At 38.1% G+C, this 17,712-nt stretch carries 17 protein-coding genes and 1 tRNA gene; 3 read left to right on the top strand and 15 right to left on the bottom strand.

The window, feature by feature from the left end; all coding sequences use genetic code 11:
• Nucleotides 1–7: 7 nt before the first annotated feature.
• From Q8M41_RS13115 to Q8M41_RS13080, 9 genes are all read right to left on the bottom strand, one after another.
• A tRNA-Thr gene (locus Q8M41_RS13115) sits at nucleotides 8–80 on the bottom strand.
• Nucleotides 81–282: 202 nt separating this feature from the next.
• Nucleotides 283–624 (bottom strand): ribosome hibernation-promoting factor, HPF/YfiA family, encoded by a 342-nt coding sequence (gene hpf, locus Q8M41_RS13110; protein WP_305365736.1) that lies wholly within the window; start codon nucleotides 622–624, stop codon nucleotides 283–285.
• A 94-nt stretch (nucleotides 625–718) separates the two neighbouring features.
• On the bottom strand, nucleotides 719–1,600 hold the full coding sequence (locus tag Q8M41_RS13105) for a tyrosine-type recombinase/integrase (protein WP_305365735.1): 882 nt from the start codon (nucleotides 1,598–1,600) through the stop codon (nucleotides 719–721).
• Nucleotides 1,601–1,669: 69 nt separating this feature from the next.
• Nucleotides 1,670–1,861 carry a 30S ribosomal protein S21 gene (gene rpsU / locus Q8M41_RS13100; protein WP_305365734.1) on the bottom strand — a complete coding sequence of 64 codons (192 nt, stop codon included), beginning with the start codon at nucleotides 1,859–1,861 and terminating at the stop codon, nucleotides 1,670–1,672.
• Between the two features lie 287 nt (nucleotides 1,862–2,148).
• A complete protein-coding gene (locus Q8M41_RS18225) occupies nucleotides 2,149–2,316 on the bottom strand; it encodes an ATP-binding protein (protein ID WP_370870504.1) in 168 nt (55 codons plus the stop codon).
• Nucleotides 2,274–3,191 carry a HAMP domain-containing sensor histidine kinase gene (locus Q8M41_RS13095; RefSeq protein WP_305365733.1) on the bottom strand — a complete coding sequence of 306 codons (918 nt, stop codon included), beginning with the start codon at nucleotides 3,189–3,191 and terminating at the stop codon, nucleotides 2,274–2,276. The genes Q8M41_RS18225 and Q8M41_RS13095 overlap by 43 nt, the downstream gene beginning before the upstream one ends.
• 342 nt (nucleotides 3,192–3,533) lie before the next feature.
• Entirely contained in the window at nucleotides 3,534–4,673 is a 1,140-nt protein-coding gene (locus tag Q8M41_RS13090) for an acyl-CoA dehydrogenase (RefSeq protein WP_370870502.1), read from the bottom strand.
• A 170-nt stretch (nucleotides 4,674–4,843) separates the two neighbouring features.
• The gene (locus Q8M41_RS13085) at nucleotides 4,844–5,374 is read right to left on the bottom strand and encodes an adenine phosphoribosyltransferase (protein WP_305365731.1); all 531 of its coding nucleotides are present in this window, start codon (nucleotides 5,372–5,374) and stop codon (nucleotides 4,844–4,846) included.
• Entirely contained in the window at nucleotides 5,371–6,300 is a 930-nt protein-coding gene (locus tag Q8M41_RS13080; protein WP_305365730.1) for a helix-hairpin-helix domain-containing protein, read from the bottom strand. Before Q8M41_RS13080 ends, Q8M41_RS13085 begins: the two co-directional genes overlap by 4 nt.
• A gap of 231 nt (nucleotides 6,301–6,531) precedes the next feature.
• On the opposite strand from Q8M41_RS13080, the gene Q8M41_RS13075 reads away from it, so the two are divergent.
• Entirely contained in the window at nucleotides 6,532–8,295 is a 1,764-nt protein-coding gene (locus Q8M41_RS13075; RefSeq protein WP_305365729.1) for a lysophospholipid acyltransferase family protein, read from the top strand.
• 53 nt (nucleotides 8,296–8,348) lie between these two features.
• Nucleotides 8,349–9,560, top strand: coding sequence for a hypothetical protein (locus Q8M41_RS13070; RefSeq protein WP_305365728.1), 1,212 nt, complete (start codon nucleotides 8,349–8,351; stop codon nucleotides 9,558–9,560).
• Between the two features lie 73 nt (nucleotides 9,561–9,633).
• Here Q8M41_RS13070 and Q8M41_RS13065 read toward each other — a convergent pair whose 3' ends face one another.
• Nucleotides 9,634–11,013, bottom strand: coding sequence for a hypothetical protein (locus tag Q8M41_RS13065; RefSeq protein ID WP_305365727.1), 1,380 nt, complete (start codon nucleotides 11,011–11,013; stop codon nucleotides 9,634–9,636).
• Nucleotides 11,014–11,095: 82 nt separating this feature from the next.
• On the bottom strand, nucleotides 11,096–13,900 hold the full coding sequence (locus tag Q8M41_RS13060) for a TonB-dependent receptor (RefSeq protein ID WP_305365726.1): 2,805 nt from the start codon (nucleotides 13,898–13,900) through the stop codon (nucleotides 11,096–11,098).
• Nucleotides 13,901–14,143: 243 nt separating this feature from the next.
• On the opposite strand from Q8M41_RS13060, the gene Q8M41_RS13055 reads away from it, so the two are divergent.
• The gene (locus tag Q8M41_RS13055) at nucleotides 14,144–14,599 is read left to right on the top strand and encodes a DUF6428 family protein (RefSeq protein ID WP_305365725.1); all 456 of its coding nucleotides are present in this window, start codon (nucleotides 14,144–14,146) and stop codon (nucleotides 14,597–14,599) included.
• Between the two features lie 36 nt (nucleotides 14,600–14,635).
• Here Q8M41_RS13055 and Q8M41_RS13050 read toward each other — a convergent pair whose 3' ends face one another.
• From Q8M41_RS13050 to Q8M41_RS13035, 4 genes are all read right to left on the bottom strand, one after another.
• Entirely contained in the window at nucleotides 14,636–15,142 is a 507-nt protein-coding gene (locus tag Q8M41_RS13050; protein ID WP_305365724.1) for a DUF962 domain-containing protein, read from the bottom strand.
• A 107-nt stretch (nucleotides 15,143–15,249) separates the two neighbouring features.
• Nucleotides 15,250–16,812: a ribonuclease Y gene (gene rny, locus Q8M41_RS13045; RefSeq protein ID WP_305365723.1), complete on the bottom strand. Its 1,563-nt coding sequence runs from the start codon at nucleotides 16,810–16,812 to the stop codon at nucleotides 15,250–15,252.
• Nucleotides 16,813–17,027: 215 nt separating this feature from the next.
• A complete protein-coding gene (locus Q8M41_RS13040) occupies nucleotides 17,028–17,318 on the bottom strand; it encodes a cell division protein ZapA (RefSeq protein WP_305365722.1) in 291 nt (96 codons plus the stop codon).
• A 21-nt stretch (nucleotides 17,319–17,339) separates the two neighbouring features.
• Complete coding sequence (locus Q8M41_RS13035; RefSeq protein WP_305365721.1) at nucleotides 17,340–17,648, bottom strand: hypothetical protein; 309 nt, start codon at nucleotides 17,646–17,648, stop codon at nucleotides 17,340–17,342.
• Between the last annotated feature and the right edge of the window lie 64 nt (nucleotides 17,649–17,712).

Genomic DNA, 17,712 nt, shown 5'->3' with positions numbered 1-17,712 from the left:
ATTTCTGAGCCTCCTATCGGGATCGAACCAATGACCTACTGATTACAAGTCAGTTGCTCTACCAGCTGAGCTAAGGAGGCGAAATGTATAAACCTTTAAACTATTAATACCTTAAAGAACCTTTCCAGCTCATGTTGGCTATCATTAATTATAACCCCCTCTGAAATGGACTGCAAATCTACGAAAATTTAAGGTCGGACAAAATTTTTTACAAAAAAAAATCGGCAGTCGTTTTGACTGCCGAAAAAGACCCTAATAATTAGGGCTTTAGGAATAAATAAATTATAAAATTTCGTCCGATAAACTCACCTCTTTATGGTTGCTAAGGCGTGAACGAAGTTTTTCCTTATGTTTATCGAGCTGCCTTCTGAGCGATTCCATTGCCCTATCTGTTGCTTCTTCAAAACTCTTACACTGCTCTTTTGCAAAGAGGTCATTCCCGGGAATTGCCAGTTTTATCTCCGCAATCTTATTTGCTTCATCTTCTGTCTTCTCTAATCTGAGGTATACATCCCCACCAATTATCTGATCATAAAATTGATCCAGCTTGTCTGCTTTCTTCTGTATAAAATCCAGCAATTTAATGTCTGCTGTAAAATGGATCGATTGCACTCTGATTTTCATATTGCCTCCTTTTTGTTTATATAAAATTAAGATAATTGTCCCGGATAAACGGGGGTATTGTGTTATAGTTTGGTCAAATTATTTCATAAAATAACTATGCTTTGGGATGCGCCTGTTTGTAAATAGCTTTTAACTTTTCTACTGAGTTATGGGTATAAACCTGCGTGGCCGCCAGACTAGAATGCCCGAGCAACTCCTTGATAGCATTCAAATCAGCTCCCCTGTTTAATAATGATGTTGCAAAACTATGTCTCAAAATATGCGGACTTTTTTTATCGTGTGTTGAAACAATGGACAAAACTGTTCGAACCGTTCGGTACACAAACTTTGGATAGACATCCCTTCCACTATCAGTAACGATTAAAGTCTTGCTTTTGTTATCAAAATTTTGACTTAATTTTTGAAATTTATAATCTGCGATCAGTTTTGCGAGAGAGCTATGAACAGGTATAATCCGCTGTTTATTCCGCTTACCCAACACCCTGATCTGCTGCTCATAAGTATCGACATCTTCATCTTTGAGTCCTACGAGTTCCGCAAGTCTTATACCTGTACCATACAGCAGTTCGATAATCAGCCGATCCCGCAATCCTGAGAAACCATCCCTAAAGTCGAATCCCCCGTCCAATAGCGTGTCCATCTTCTGCTCGGTAATAACAACGGGCAAGCGCTTCGGGATCTTCGGAGCCCTGACCTGAGTCATTGGATTGGTTTTGATCAGGTCATTCCTCTGAAGAAATTTATAAAAGGAACGAAGACTCGATATCTTGCGATTAATAGTTTTTGCTTCATTGCCTTGATCCATGAGTGCAACCATCCAGCTTCGTACCTGCTGGTGCGTTACATTTAATAGCCCCGATTCGGATAAGGCTAAAAAAACAAGAAATTGATTAAGGTCTTTCTGATAGGCAGTAACGGTAAGTGGAGAGAACCGTTTTTCAAATTGCAGGTATTGTATGAATTGCTCTATAAACATCAAAAACTATTTGCATATCCAACGAATTGAATATACAAATAGTTTGTGAATATATCTAAAAAAGAAAAATTAAACAGATTCGATGTTCAATCCTTGCTTATAAATAGCTTTCTTAACCTGAGTACGGCGGGTAATTGATTTCTTTTCGTAGGCCTGACGGCTGCGAAGTTCTCTTAATACACCGGTCTTCTCGAATTTCTTTTTAAAGCGTTTAAGTGCTTTATCTAATGATTCGCCGTCTTTTACATTAATAATGATCATAATATACAGATACCCCCTTTCGGTTTTGGACTGCAAATCTACAAAAAATATTGAAAAATGATATTTTAGAGAAATAAAAAATAGTTCCGCTATTTAAAAGAGAATAAACACCTCCCGAACCAGGTATTCAGGATGACAGATTAACAAAGCATGATTAGCCAAAAATTAAATCCTACTTAGAGATTAACCTTGACAGGTTAATTAATTTGTTTTTCAGCTCGGTAGGATTAAAAGGCTTTGACACATAATCATTTAATCCGGCAAGCTTTATTTTATTATAAATATCGTTAGCAACAGAAGCGGTTAGGGCTATGATATATTTTATACTTTATTTCAAACTTAAAGGTAGTCCCTAAACCAACTTCACTTTTTAACTCAACATGGCTGCTGTGAAGATCAAGAAGCTGTTTGGTTATTGCCAGACCAAGGCCGGAACCCCCGAATTTTCGGGTAATGTTACTGGATGCCTGTGTAAAAGGTTCAAAAATATCTGTAAAAGTCTGGTAGGATCTCCGATTGCAGCAATATCCCTTAAATTATCATCCAGATCCAGGCTGAATGAAAGTCCCTTTTCATCTGCCTGATATTTCAGACCACTATGTATCCGGCCAATCAGTTCAGCAGGATAAAAGCCAATCTTTTCCATCTCAAGCTTTCCATAATCAAGCTTATTAAAGTCGAGTATATCATTGATAAGCGCAAGAAGACTCTCTGCCGAAAAATGAAGCACCTCCAGGTTTCTTGCCTGATCTTCCCTGGGTTTATCTGCAAGCAAAACATAGCTCATGCCAATCACAGAATTTAATGGAGTTCTTAACTCATGCGACATAGTTGAGAGAAAATCCGACTTTGCTTTGGAAGAATTTTCAGCCCTTGAAATTGCTGCCCTGAGCTGCTCATTCAACTCCTCTTCATCATTCCGGGCTTCTTCCAATTGAGAAAGCGCCAGGTAAAATCCCGTTATAAAATGATAGTTTATGAAGATCAGCTGAAAAAAGTTGAACATCATTACAGCAATAAAGACGCGTTCACTTGCCTGCTGACCACTTATAAAAGCAACTGAATCATTTATACCATTAAGCGAAAAATATAAAATAATAGGGGACAAAGAAATTAGTGAATAAACAATTCCCCAGCGTGCATTAAGAAAGAAAAAACTGATGGTACTTGAAAGCAAAATATATTGAACGGTGACGATGCTGATAGCATTGGCAACCAGAAAAATATTCGACCACACCAGCATATTGATGATCATAAGAACAATATGTGCTGAGGGCCTGTAATCATTATAGAGGATTAGCTGTCTTAATCCATAGATAAGAGACAGCATTACAATCACTATTCTAATCAATTGGAGCGGGAGGTCCATTGATTATATAAACAATCGTTAGAATCAGCCCGAAAACAACTGTAACACTCATCATATAGTACAGGATGTTGATTCTTGCTCTAACGATAGGGTCGGTCACACCTTTCTGGGCAGACTGATTCAGGCTTTTTAAAAAAATTACAATGTTCATTCAATCGTGAAAGTGCAGAAAATATTTTGAAAACAGATTTTCTTAGGAATGAAAATCCTGCATTTATTCCACTGGTTCAGAAAAGAAATATTCCGAGCCTTATTAAACCAGTTCAGGGCCAGTAATTTAGCTGACCCTGAAATCCGGATGTATTATTTAAGAATCTCTCTGGCAATAACTATTTTCTGTATTTCGGAAGTCCCTTCTCCTATAGTACATAGTTTAGAATCCCTGTAAAATTTCTCAACCGGAAAATCTTTGGTATAACCATATCCCCCAAAAATCTGAACAGCTTCTGTTGCAGTTCTGACACATACTTCAGACGCAAAGTATTTTGCCATAGCAGATTCCCGGGTAACATTTTTTCCACGATTTTTAAGATCAGCTGCCTGCATGATAAGCAATTCTGCGGCTTCAACTTCTGTCGCCATATCGGCAATTTTAAATGAAATGCCCTGAAAACTGGAGATTGGCTGACCGAACTGATAGCGTTCCTTTGAATAAGAAACCGCTGCCTGCAGGGCTCCTTTTGCCATACCCAAAGATAATGCTGCAATAGAAATCCTTCCTCCATCAAGCACGTACATAGCCTGTTTAAAGCCCTCATCTTCCTTACCCAGCAGATTTTCTTTCGGAACACGGCAATTATCAAATATGAGCTCGGTTGTTTCAGAAGCCCTCATTCCAAGCTTGTTTTCCTTCTTACCATGTGTAAAACCGGGAGTTCCCTTCTCAATAACGAGTGCTGAAATTCCTTTAGAATCGCCCTTTTCTCCGGTTCTAACCATCACAACGGCAACATTCCCTGATTTACCATGTGTTATCCAGTTCTTGGAGCCATTTACGATATAATGATCACCATCAAGAACTGCCGTAGTATTCATACCCATGGCATCTGAACCGGTATTGGCTTCAGTCAATCCCCATGCACCTATCCATTCTGCTGTTGCCAGTTTTGGAAGCCAACGAAGCTTTTGTTCGTCATTGGCAAAAGCAAGAATGTGTCCGGTGCATAAAGAATTATGTGCTGCAACAGAAAGTCCGATCGATCCGCAGACTTTTGAAATTTCAGTTATGATACTTACGTACTCGAAATAGCTCAATCCGGAACCGCCATATTCTTCTGGAACAAGGACTCCCATCAACCCCAGTTCACCTAATTTTTTGAACGTTTCTAACGGAAAGGTTTGGGCTTCATCCCATTCCATAACATGCGGACGGATATGCTTTTCGGCAAAATCACGTACCATGGTAATGATCATCTGCTGATTTTCAGATAAACTGAAATTCATCCCGGCTGATTCGGGTGCTATAATTGATTGCATAAAATAATTTGGTTAGTTTACAAGTATAGCAATTATAGTACCCTTTTCAGTCTGAAAAAATTGAATTGAGAACAGAACAAAGCGGTTCCCGGTTCAAATATTTAGGGGATACAGCTATAATAGTACTTCGTCAGAAATTATTTACAGGAAACCAATGTGATAATATTTTCGGAAACTACTTCCAGCTTTTCCCTGGCATTAAGAAAATCAAGGCTGATCACAAAAGCATAGCCGGCAACCTCCCCTTTTAATTTTTGAACCAGACGTGTCGCAGCACTCACAGTTCCGCCTGTTGCAAGCAGATCATCATGTATCAGCACTCTTTGCCCGGGATAAATTGCATCCGTATGTAATTCCAGAATTGCTGATCCATACTCAAGCTCACAGGGCTCCTCTACAGTCTTGAAAGGCAGTTTACCTTTCTTTCTGATTGGCACGAAGGGAATGCCCAACCTGTTGGCAAGCATCAGCCCGAATAAAAAGCCCCTGCTTTCGATACCGGCAATTACATCGATCTGAATACCATCCAGCCGGTTCACAAATTCATCAATTACTTCCCCGCAAAGACAGGCATCCTTCAATATCGGTGTTATGTCTTTAAAAACAATACCGGGCTTCGGAAAATCGGCAATATCTCTTATGGCATTTTCGAGTTTAGTACTAATCATGGACTTAAAACAATGTATGGCTCAATTTTACGTATAATTTCCTCATTCAAGATGGCAATTTTCATTAAATCATCAATAGATCTAAATGATCCATGTTGTGAACGATACTGAATGATAGCATTCATCTGTTTATAAGTCAAATAAGGATGCCTTTTGATTTCTTCAAAAGTAAATGTATTCAGATTAATCTTGATGATTAATTCGCCATTTACCTGAATCAAATCTTTTAACTGATTATATTTCACAGAATCCATTCCATATACTTCCAGCAATTGTTCTTTGCGGTAAAAGCCCCCCAAACGCTTCCGGAAACGGATTATTCTTGAGGCAAATGCCGGACCTATCCCACGAACACTTTCAAGTTCCAGAGAATCTGCAGAGTTCAATTCAATAATGGATGTACTGGTGCGGAACGGAATGCCTGCCGGCTTATAATTTGTCGTGAAACTCTTTGAATCTTTCTGAGAATTGTTATTATTAATCAGCACAAAAGGTTCGAGTATTTTATACTGTTTTTCAGAGATTGAATAAATTCGTTTTAAATCCTCCTTTTTGAAAAACCTGCCACCTTTCAACTCAAAGTTTCGAATTACCCTGATCTGCTTAACTGACAATCCAAGCTGTAACCAATGCTGATTACTGAGTCCGTTGGGATCGAACTCAAAATACACTGGCTTGACCAAGCTCAGCTCCGGATCACTCCTGCCCTTCTTTTGTTCCATTTCCCTTTTTGCAGCTGATGCTCTGAACCGCTCTGCCTCAATCCTAAAGCTCTCAAGATCATATTTCTCATCTTTAACAAACAAAGGATATAGATAAGGAATTATTAAAACAAGCCCCATCAGAATAAAGAGCACAAAAATTCCGTTCAATTCCTTTTTAGAAAAACTAAAGTATGATCTGAGCAGATTTTTGAAACGATACATGGCCTGATATAAATCGACAAAAGCAATTATAGATCTGCATTGCTTTAGATTACCGTGATGATATTTAACGGTATTGGGGGATCATATAAGGCACAGATTTAACATAAAAGTAATTCAAATATTTTAATTTACTAAGTCCGGATTCCAGATATTTGCAAAAAAATCTATTAATAAATCAGTACATTGAGGTTGAATTGAAATTCAAATCTGAACAATCCCATCGGTTTTCAAATGAAAATTATTACAAAAGAAGAATTTTCCAGGGCGGCCAAACTCAACAAAATATACATGCCGGGATTGGCTTCCATTTTAATGGAAGTGATGAAAATTAATGAGGTTAATAAAGTCTTTCAAAAAGCCGAGCATCTTACCGGAATAAGCTTCATAGATAAAATACTGCAGGTTATTGGGATAAAGGTTGAGTTTGATGAAAAAGAACTTAAAAACATACCCAAAAATGGCGCTTTTATTGCTATTGCTAATCACCCATATGGAGGAATTGAAGGACTTATTTTATTGAAAATCATGTTCATGATGAGGCCGGATTCCAAACTAATGGCTAATTTTTTGTTGAAAAAAATTCCAAATCTAAGTGAGCACTTCATCGCTGTAAATCCTTTCGAAACAATTGAACATTCATCCAGCATCAGTGGTATCAAACAAAGCCTGGAATTGCTTCGATCAGGTACCCCTATCGGGATATTTCCGGCGGGTGAGGTTTCAACATTCAAGGCTGATACCCAGCAGGTCACAGACAAGTTATGGCATCCTGTGGTTGGAAAACTGATCGCCAAAGCGAATGTGCCGGTTGTACCAATTTATTTTCATGGCAATAACGGACTTCTCTTCAATCTGCTTAGCTATATCCATCCCACTTTAAGAACTGCAAAATTACCCTCAGAGCTTTTTAATAAGCGCGGACACAGCATCAGGCTTAGAATTGGGAAAGCAATCCTACCTTCCGATCTGAATTATCAGCAAAACCCCGCAAAATTACTCGATTTCCTAAGGGCTAAAACTTATGCTTTGGGTGCGGGACTTGAAAATCAACGAAATATATTTAACCCCCGCAATATTTTCAAGGTAAAAAAAATACCGCAAGCGATTATCCAAGCAATTGATAATCAGAAACTTGAAAAAGAAGTAGAAACCCTCGTTGAATACAAGATCTGGACAGAAAAGAATTATGAGATTTATATTTCCCCTTGTTCAGCTCTACCTAATATCATTCAGGAAATTGGCAGACTCCGGGAAATTACTTTCAGGGAAGTTGGAGAGGGCACCAATAAGCCCACAGATTTAGATGAATACGATATTTATTACAATCATTTATTTATCTGGGATAAAGAAAGTAAAATGATTGTCGGTGCCTACCGAATTGGAAAAGGTGATGAAATCTTCTACAGTTTCGGAAAAAGAGGCTTTTATCTCAATGAACTTTTTAAAATCAGGGATGAATTTTACCCAGTATTACAACAAAGTCTGGAGTTAGGCAGATCCTGGATACGTAAAGAATACCAGCAAAAACCACTGCCCTTATTCCTCCTCTGGAAGGGAATTTTGAAGTATCTGATTGAAAACCCACAATATCGATACCTTATAGGTCCAGTAAGTATAAGTAATAACTTTTCCAGACTATCCAAATCGCTTATTGTTGATTTTATCAATAAAAATCACTTTGACCATGAACTGGCAGAATATATCAGACCCCGCAAAAAGTTCAAACTTGATTTTTCAAAAATTGATAAAGATCTACTGCTGGAATCACATGAATCACTTAAAAACCTGGACAGCCTGATCTCAGAGATTGAAAGCTCTCATATGAAGGTTCCTGTATTACTAAGACAGTATCTGGCCTTAAATGCAAAGCTAATTAGTTTCAATATTGACCCTAAATTTTCTGACTGCCTGGATGGTTTTTTAGTAGTAGATCTTAGGAAGATTCCGGAAGAAATGCTGGAAAAACTGAGTAAAAATTTCGATAAAGAAGGATAAGTATATTAATTTAACATTATTTCTATGTAAATTTAATGTTAAGTAATTAATAAATGAATTCCTCTGCTGCTAAATTAAGCTTTAAACTGCTCCTGATACTCTTCCTGAGTGTATCTTCAGGCAGGGTTATGGCCAATAATTTCAGCTTTGAATTCTACAGTGGAACCTTCAATTTCGAATTAGATCCCGGATCAGAAATTGATTTTTCAGACCCTCTTTCTGCAACTTCAGTTCAGATTTTTTACCATAAGTTAAACCAAAGCAAATATCAATCTATATTGAATTCATTGCTTGCTTATAAGGAAAAGCATCAGTTAAATGACTGGATCTATTATCAGCTCATTCGTAAAACTGCTCAGCAGATAAGTCCAAAGGCTGAAAATTATCACCGGTATACCCTGTATAAATGGTTTTTACTGAGCAAGTCGGGTTATGATGCCAGGCTTTCCATCGGAAATAACCGTATCATATTCTATGTCAGAAACGACGAAAACATCAATGATATACCCTTTTTCAGCCTGGATGGTTATAAATATATGTGCCTCAATTACCATGATTATGGCAAAATAGATTTCGAGAAAGACAAGGTCTACCCTGTCAATGTGGATATTCCGGAGGCCAGGAACTCATTTTCCTATAAAGTAACCCGAATGCCCGACTTCAAGCCGGAATCCTATAATGAAAAAGAAATTCAATTCAGCTACCGGTCCAGACCCTATCACTTCCAGGTTAAATTAAACCCTGAAGTTGAAAACATTTTTAAAAATTACCCTGGAGTTGATTTTGAGTCTTATTTCAATATCCCATTAAGCCGTGAAACCTACCACTCCCTGATCCCGATATTGAGAAAAAATATTGAAGGAATGAGTCAGAAAAAAGGGGTTGATTATCTGATGCGTTTTACGAGGTATGCCTTTCTATATCAGACGGATGAGAACAATTTTGGAAAAGAGAAACGTCTTTCACCTGAACAAACCTTGTTCTCAAAGTATAGTGATTGTGATGATCGTGCCGCCCTATTCTTCTACCTGGTTAAGGAAATATATAATCTCCCCATGATTGCATTACTGTATCCCACACATATCAGTATGGCGGTACAGTTCGACAAAGCCCAGGGGAAATCAATTATCTATAAAGGCCAAAAATATTCGGTTTGCGAGCCTACTCCACAGAACAGGGATTTAAGGATAGGACAAATTGCTGCAAATCTGGAAGGCCTGAACTACGAGGTTGTCTATCAGTATAATCCTTCAGAAGGTAAATAATCGAACAGAAATTCTCTAAATAAAAAATACCCGCCATAGGCAGGTATTTTTTATTATTTCAGGCCAGGGAATATTAATATCCGCTCGCGCCTTTTGTAAAGTTAAAACTTGTCCATCCTGCCATCCAGTTTGTAGTACTAAATGCACCACGATATGTAGTACTGGTAAAGAATGTATTTGTAAGATCACCGGCAAATGCAGCCCCTGTTAATGCAGGTGAACCTGAAGCAGGAAGCATGTTTGGTGAGGATAAGTTAAAAGGATCTGTAAGTTTAGCATCTGCGGCTGCTGCAAGTGTGATTGTTGCGCTACCTTCAGCTTTAGCTTTTACAGCAACATCCGTTGCACCAGCAACCGCCACTGATCCGATTCTATAAGTTGAAGCATTTGCATGAATTAAATTGTTTTTGAATTCTGAAGTTATGGTAGGACCAACAAAACTACTGTAGGTAGCATCAGACTCCAAAGATAAACCACCTTTCATCCAGCCAATTAATACTGAATTATTCAGCACAAAATTCGTAGCTCTTCTGAAACGGTTTGCATAATTATGGTTCTTTGATGCTGTATTATCAACATTCGGACCTACAAAAGTAAAGTTTGAAAGTACCGGACGGGTTGCAGGTGTTGCATTGGTCCCGGTTCCGTCGTTATCACATTCGACACCATTACCTGCATCTCCAGGGTCAACTACCGATGGGTCTCTTAATGCAACTCCAAATTGAATTCTTCCAGAGTATCCAAAGTCAAAGTCAAAATCATCATCAGCAGTAGCATATGCAACTAAATATTTTGCATTTACAGTTCCACCAAAGATTTCGAATGCATCATCATTACCATAGGCAACCTGAACGTACTCGATAGTAGTACCAGAACCTACACCACCCAAAGTCAGACCATTGATCTCAGAGTTTGGCTGAGAAGCAATACCTGCGAATTCAATACGTACATATTTAATAGTACCTGAGTTGTCATTATCGACAGTACCACCAAAGTTTTTACCAACACCACCTTCAATAGTAGGTTCAGTAGAACGATTAGTTTTTGCTTTTCCTAAAACAATAATACCACCCCAATCGCCTGGATTACGTTGTCCAACAGCTTTACCTGAAGTGAAAACAATTGGTTTTGCAGCAGTACCTATTGCATTAATCTTTGCACCTCTTTCAATAATTAAGGCTCCTTTATCAGAAACATCACTTTTTATAGTTGCACCTGCAGCAATGTTAATTTCACTACCATCTTCAAAATAAACGTATCCTTTCAGGGTAAAATTACCTTCAGGGATATTCAGAATTGTATTCTTATATACCCCAGTTATTACTGCTCCATTTTGGAGAGTTAGCGTTTGTTTAGCATTAGGATTAATGGGATCCGGTTCAGAATTCTTTTGACATGAAGCAGCTAAAATAGCTACTGCGAGAATTAAAGCGTTAAATTTCAATGATTTCATATTATTTTCTTTTTATTTATTACAAAAATAGGATCTGAATGTTAGCTCAGTTTTAAGTCTATATTAATTTGTCTTACAAAATTTACTTCTTCTTATTACCAAGTCCGAGGTTGTATGAAAAAGACAGCGATACATTTGATCCAAGCTTGTATGAATTGATCAGTCTATCTATTCCAGCTCCATCATAAGCCTTTCTAGCATCTCCGGTATTATTTTGATAAAACACAGTGCTTTGATTCAGGATATCCCCTACGTTAAGTTTAATCTCTGCCTGAGATTTAAGAACCCTTTTACTAACCTGGAAATCAAGTACATCCCTTGCATTTTCATAGATATCCGGATAGCCCTGATATCCTACAAGGAAGATTCTTTGACCAATACGATTATAGACTGAAGTGAAAGTTAGTTCTGTTTTAGGTGAGAAGTATTGTAAGCCCGCATTGACCAGGTAAGGTGACTGCCCTTGCAGCGGACGGTCGATACCTACACCCTTCACTTTTGAGTCGATATAAGAAGCATTTGCAAACACTGTCAAATTATTTAACCATACCTTGTCACCCAGAAATGATAATTTCTTCCGAATATCAAGCTCAAGTCCGAGTGATGTTGCCTGGTCTGCATTCAGGTAATTGATACCTCTGACTACTGGTGTGGAATTTGAATTAACACGCTGCTCAATCGGATCATTGAAATTTTTATAGAAGGCCGAAACAGTAAAGGTTTCACCCGCAGATGGATATAACTCATACCTTACGTCACCATTAAAGATCTTCGCACGCTTCAGGTTAGGATTTCCTGTAACTGAAGTCTGACTGATAAAGTCGTAATAGTTGAATAATGCAAGCTCTCTGAATTCAGGCCTTGAAACAGTCTGAGATCCTGATAAGCGGATATTTGATTTTGCATTTAAACTGTAGGTTAAATTTGCAGATGGGAGTACATCGAAGTTATTCTGCTTTGCCGCAATTGCCTGTCCCGAAAAATCGATGGCATTCAAAGTTTGGGCAAACTGCTCGAAACGGGCACCGTAAGATATCCTGAATTTTTCTCCAAACTTATTATCCATCATCAGAAATCCTGCATTCAGGTCTGAATTTGCATCGTAACTATCGGTATTATTGGTGAATTCACTTAAAATAAATCCGTTCTCGTTAATATTTGCAGGTGCAAAGATCTCATCCTTTGGAAGGCTGGTATAAGATTTTTCGAAAACAGAAGGTCCTACGAATTGATAATTGAAGATACGGGCATTGAAATCACGCTGCTTGAATTGTTTCAAGGCTCCAATTTTAAAGGTCGATTGTTGTTCGAATAACTTTACCGGAATAGATACAGCAGCCTGAGCACCATAAGTATCTTCTTCAAGATTGGAAAATAACCTTCTGGTATTTCTATCGATCAATCGGAATGGCTCCTGTGTTCCCAGTGAACGGCGATAATCCATAGAGCGCTGATCAGGCTGATCGCGTTCTACACGCGCATAATTCAAATTCCAAGTTAACTTAACCTGCTTCTTACCTAACTGATGCTCACCTTCTAATTGGGAATTCAAAAGGCTTTTAGTAGTCAAATCTGAGTTATTAACACGTACATCCTGAATATTATCAGTTGTAAAACCGGTTCTTGCAGTATAATTATCTTCAAAAGAGCGATTATACATATTCTTAAAGGCAATCTTATTTCCACCTTTGATGTATGCAAAATTGGCAAGTGCACCAAGGTTATTACTGTATTTTGAAATATTTTCAGAATACTCATAAAATGGAGTTCCTGAGAATTCATAATCTTTTCTCTCTGCAAAAGCTACGTTTTGAGAATTCCGATAACTCAGGGAAACCACATTCCCGAAAGAAGCACCATTCTTTAGTTCCTTCCTCTTGCCCCAGGTTAACTGATGGTTCTGAGTAGGGATAGCCATTTGACTAACCTCCGGATAAGAATTTTTTACTTGTACTGAATATTTTGCCTTCTCTGCGTTTGACAAAGGGTTATAAGCCTGGAACGAACCAGGGAAACCAGCAGGAAGCTTACGACTGCCATCATCAAAACCAAGAAAATCATATTTATTCCGGGCATTGGAAGTAAAATCTTTAAAAGTTGACTGATTGTTGTATCCAAAACTAACCGAAGCATTCAGGAAGTTCTCTTCAGGAACATCACGGGTAATTACCTGAATCACTCCTCCTGCAAAATCTCCGGGAAGATCAGCAGATGCTGTTTTATTAACCACAATCCTGTCAATTAAATTGGCAGGAATGATATCAAATGAAAAAGCCTTTCTGTCGGGCTCAGATGAAGGTAATACAGCATTATTTAAAATAGATGAATTATACCTGTCGGCAAGCCCTCTGATAATCACAAATTTATTATCCTGAATACTTGCTCCACTCACACGTTTCAATACCTCTGAAGTATTGCGGTCAGGTGTTCTTTTGATCAGTTCTGAGGTAATACCACTCGAAATACTAATGCTATTCTTTTGCTGTGCATATAATGCACTGATGCTTTCCTGCCTTACTGTTGCAGTAATAACCACTTCTTCGAGTGCAAGAGAACTAGCCTCTTCCATAATCACATCAAGATTCGTGGTTTTACCCGCCAGTACTTCAATATCAGTAATATTCTTTGCCTGATATCCTATATAGGAGAAGCTCAGACTATATTTTCCCGGATTAAGATTTCCAAGAGTATATCGGCCTTCAATATCTGTAGATGCCCCTAAGGTGGCACCGGTAATTTTAACGGTCAGACCAATTAATGTTTCACCGGATTTTGAATCAGTTACTTTTCCTGAAATTTTTCCAGTCTGCTGACTAAAAGTAGTTAGCGTACCTAAAATTAATAGTAGACTGATGCTTAAGATTCTAACAATAACGTTGTGTTTCACTTTGTTGCGTTTTAATTTCTACAAAAGTATTACCCCAGTGTTAACTCATGATTGCTTTTATATTAACCCTGATTAACCAATAAATCAACTTTGTGTTAAGTATGTTAATTGAATGTTAAGTCCCGAAGCCTAAACCCTGCTAATCCCTTCATCAAGTCAATTTTTTCGAATAAACTTTAAAATGTCAACCATTAATCGTAATATTGCGATATAATATTTTATTGAACATTTAACACAAAAGCGATGAAACTATCAGAAATTAAAGAACATTTAAGTAAAGTTGAAACAGTAACATTTGAACTTGAAAACGGGGTCCTTGTACCAGAACACTTCCATGTTACAGAAGTTGGAATTGTAAGCAAAAATTTCATTGACTGCGGAGGTACGGTCAGGAATGAAAAAGTGGCTAATTTTCAATTATGGGATGCCAATGATTTTGACCACCGGTTAAAGCCGCAAAAATTATTGAATATCATTGCACTTTCCAAAAAAGTATTGGGAATGGAGGATCTGGAGATCGAGGTTGAATATCAGAATGAGACTATTGGAAAATATGAACTTGGATTTAAGAACGACAATTTTGTGCTTTTGTCAAAGCAAACCAATTGTCTTGCCCAGGATAAATGCGGCATACCGGCTGAACAATTAAAAGAAAATACAAAGACAGCATGCTGCACACCAGGAGGTGGATGCTGCTAATTTTTGGGAATGGGGTCCTGGTTTTCACCAGGATGATCAATAGGGTATGCCGGCCTTCTTAAAAATGAAGTGAAGCAACCATATTGGTCCGATGAGCAGGAATTTCACATCATCAAAAAAAGAGGGTTTTTTGCCTTCAATCTTATGGCCGATGAATTGTCCGATCCAGGCAAGCACAAATATTGCAAGGCATACCTGCCACATTTCAGGCCAGCCCGAATTCTTTTGGAGCTTCTCGAGACTCACAATGCCGGCAGAAAAGATCATAATAATGAGCAGCATTGCATAAGATAGTACCGGAGAAAGTTTGTAATAAAAATAGATCGAAAAGGCAATTAAAAAAGACGCAAAGTTTACATAGCCATTGTATCTGCCCAGGAATTCAAGGTGCGGAAATGGAATTGCCCATATTAAACCAAAGAGGCTGAATACAATCAGGGGCACACATATCCAGTGAATAATTTCATTGGTATGATTCTGATGACTCTCCGAATACTTATCAAAGTAGACATCCACCTTACGGACTTGGGTTTGCTTTTGCATAAATGAAGGAGTTATAAGTTGTAGGTATTAAGTTATAAGTTTTACTTACCACTTACAACTTATTACTTACAACATATTACTTATAACTTATTACTTATAACTTACAACTACTTGGCATAAGCAACAGAACGTGTTTCACGGATAACAGTCACTTTGATCTGTCCTGGATAAGTCATTTCTGTTTGAATTCGGTTTGAAATATCAGCAGCTAAAATCTCTGCAGCCGCATCACTGATTCGTTCACTTTCAACTACTACACGCAGTTCCCTTCCCGCCTGGATTGCAAATGTTTTTTCAACACCAGGATAAGATAATGCAAGCGACTCAAGTTCTTTCAGACGTCTGATATAACTTTCTACCACTTCCCTTCTCGCTCCCGGCCTTGCCCCTGAAATCGCATCACAAGCCTGAATAATCGGTGAGATCATCGAGGTCATTTCAACTTCATCGTGGTGGGCACCTATCGCATTACAAACTTCAGGATGTTCTTTATATTTCTCGGCCAGCTGCATTCCTAAAATTGCGTGTGGCAATTCAGGATTATCATCAGGGACCTTACCTATATCATGCAGCAATCCGGCACGCTTAGCCATTTTCACATTCAGACCAAGTTCTGCTGCCATTGTTGCACAGAAATTAGCTACCTCACGTGAGTGCTGCAAAAGGTTCTGTCCGTAGGATGAACGATAGCGCATTCTGCCTACCATTCTGATTAGTTCAGGATGCAAACCATGTATCCCAAGATCAATTACCGTACGCTCCCCTATTTCAACGATCTCATCTTCGATCTGTTTCTTCGTTTTAGCAACTACCTCTTCAATACGGGCCGGATGGATACGACCATCAGTTACCAGACGATGCAGGGCAAGCCTGGCTATTTCACGTCTTACCGGATCAAATCCGGAAAGGATAATTGCCTCTGGAGTATCGTCAACAATAATCTCGATTCCTGTAGCAGCTTCAAGTGCACGAATATTACGGCCTTCACGTCCGATAACCCGACCTTTAATCTCATCATTCTCGATATTAAAGATTGAAACCGTGTTCTCAATCGCACTTTCTGTGGCCGTACGTTGTATGGTTTGAATAACCACCTTTTTTGCTTCTTTGTTCGCAGTAAGCTTAGCTTCATCCACAATATCCTTGATCTGGATCATTGCCTGGGTACGGGCTTCTTCACGAAGGGAATCAATCAGCTGGTTCTTTGCATCTTCTGCAGATAAGCCTGCAATGGCTTCCATTTGCTGAATGTGTTGATTTTTCAAAGCATCAACATCCTCCTGCTTCTTTTTAGTGATTTCAGTCTGTTTTTCGAGGTTCCCTTTAGCGGCAACTAATTCCTCCTCTTTCTTAGTCAGATTATCCAGTTTTTGAGTAATGGATTGTTCCTTCTGTTTGATTGAATTCTCACGCTGATTGATTGCATTATTCTTGCTGTTGATCTCCTGCTCATGCTCTGCCTTCATTTGAAGAAATTTCTCTCTCGCTTCCAAAAGTTTATCCTTTTTCAGGATTTCAGCATTGGTTTCCGCATCTTTCAGGATTTTTTTTGCCTTATTCTGGGCACCCATTTCCTGGTTCCTGAATAATTTCCTTAGAAGAAAGCGCCCGATCACGATTCCCGCACCGATACCAAGTAAAACGTAAAGTACTATTTGTATTATGTCCATAATTTCTGATTAAATAAAAAAACCGCAACTAAATCTTAAGCCTCATGTACTGTATAAGCTTCATTCATTAGGTTTAGAGTATTGGTCATGATCAGGTGCAAGCAAATGATCTACCTTTTAACTCTTCTAATACTGAATTGTTAAGCTTAAAATAGTGAAACTCAAAAATTTAACTGCGGTTAAATCTTTATTACTCTATGTTAAAAAGAACGATATTACCTAGAAAAAAAATCTGTTAGCAGCTGATCCAGTTGATGAACTTTTTCCGTTACATCCGTATCTTCATGCATTACTTTCCGTTCCGCTTTTAGCGTAGTTGTAGCGTAATGCAATACGCACATTGATAACAAATCCTGTTTATCCCGAACCGCATAATTGTCCTGATATTCCTTTATGCGGTCATTTATTACTTTGGCTGCCCTTCTAATTATTTCCTCTTCTTCAATATTTACCTTTAAGGGGTAAACTCTGTCAGCAATATTTATTTTTATGGAGATTTCTCCCATTTGAGCTTAGTTCACTAAGTATTACTTTTTTAGCAATACAATACACTTATCTATTTCGCGTACAAATTCGGTAATTTTTTGCTTTATGTCAAGAGTTTTTTCACTCAAGCCTAATTCAGTTGGCTGAATACCCTCTAAAGAACGTGCCAGGGTCATTACACGAAGCTTTTCCTCCAGTTCAGTTTTTTTAATATCACGGCTTTCGACCGACAGTTTTAAAGAATCATTTTCAAGTTTCAATAAATCATTCTCCTCCTGCAAAGCAGCACAAAGGTCAATTAACCTGCTGGTTTTATCAATTACCCTATTTAGCTGATCTGTAACTGTCATTTGAGTTATAAGTTGTAAGTTTTAGGTTATAAGTTTTAAAAACTGCTAAAACTTTAAAATTACA

Origin of the sequence: Daejeonella sp. (assembly GCF_030684675.1) — a bacterium.
Lineage (GTDB): Bacteria > Bacteroidota > Bacteroidia > Sphingobacteriales > Sphingobacteriaceae > Daejeonella.
Note: the sequence above shows the minus strand (reverse complement) of the source record. Positions and strands in the feature narration are given on the sequence as shown.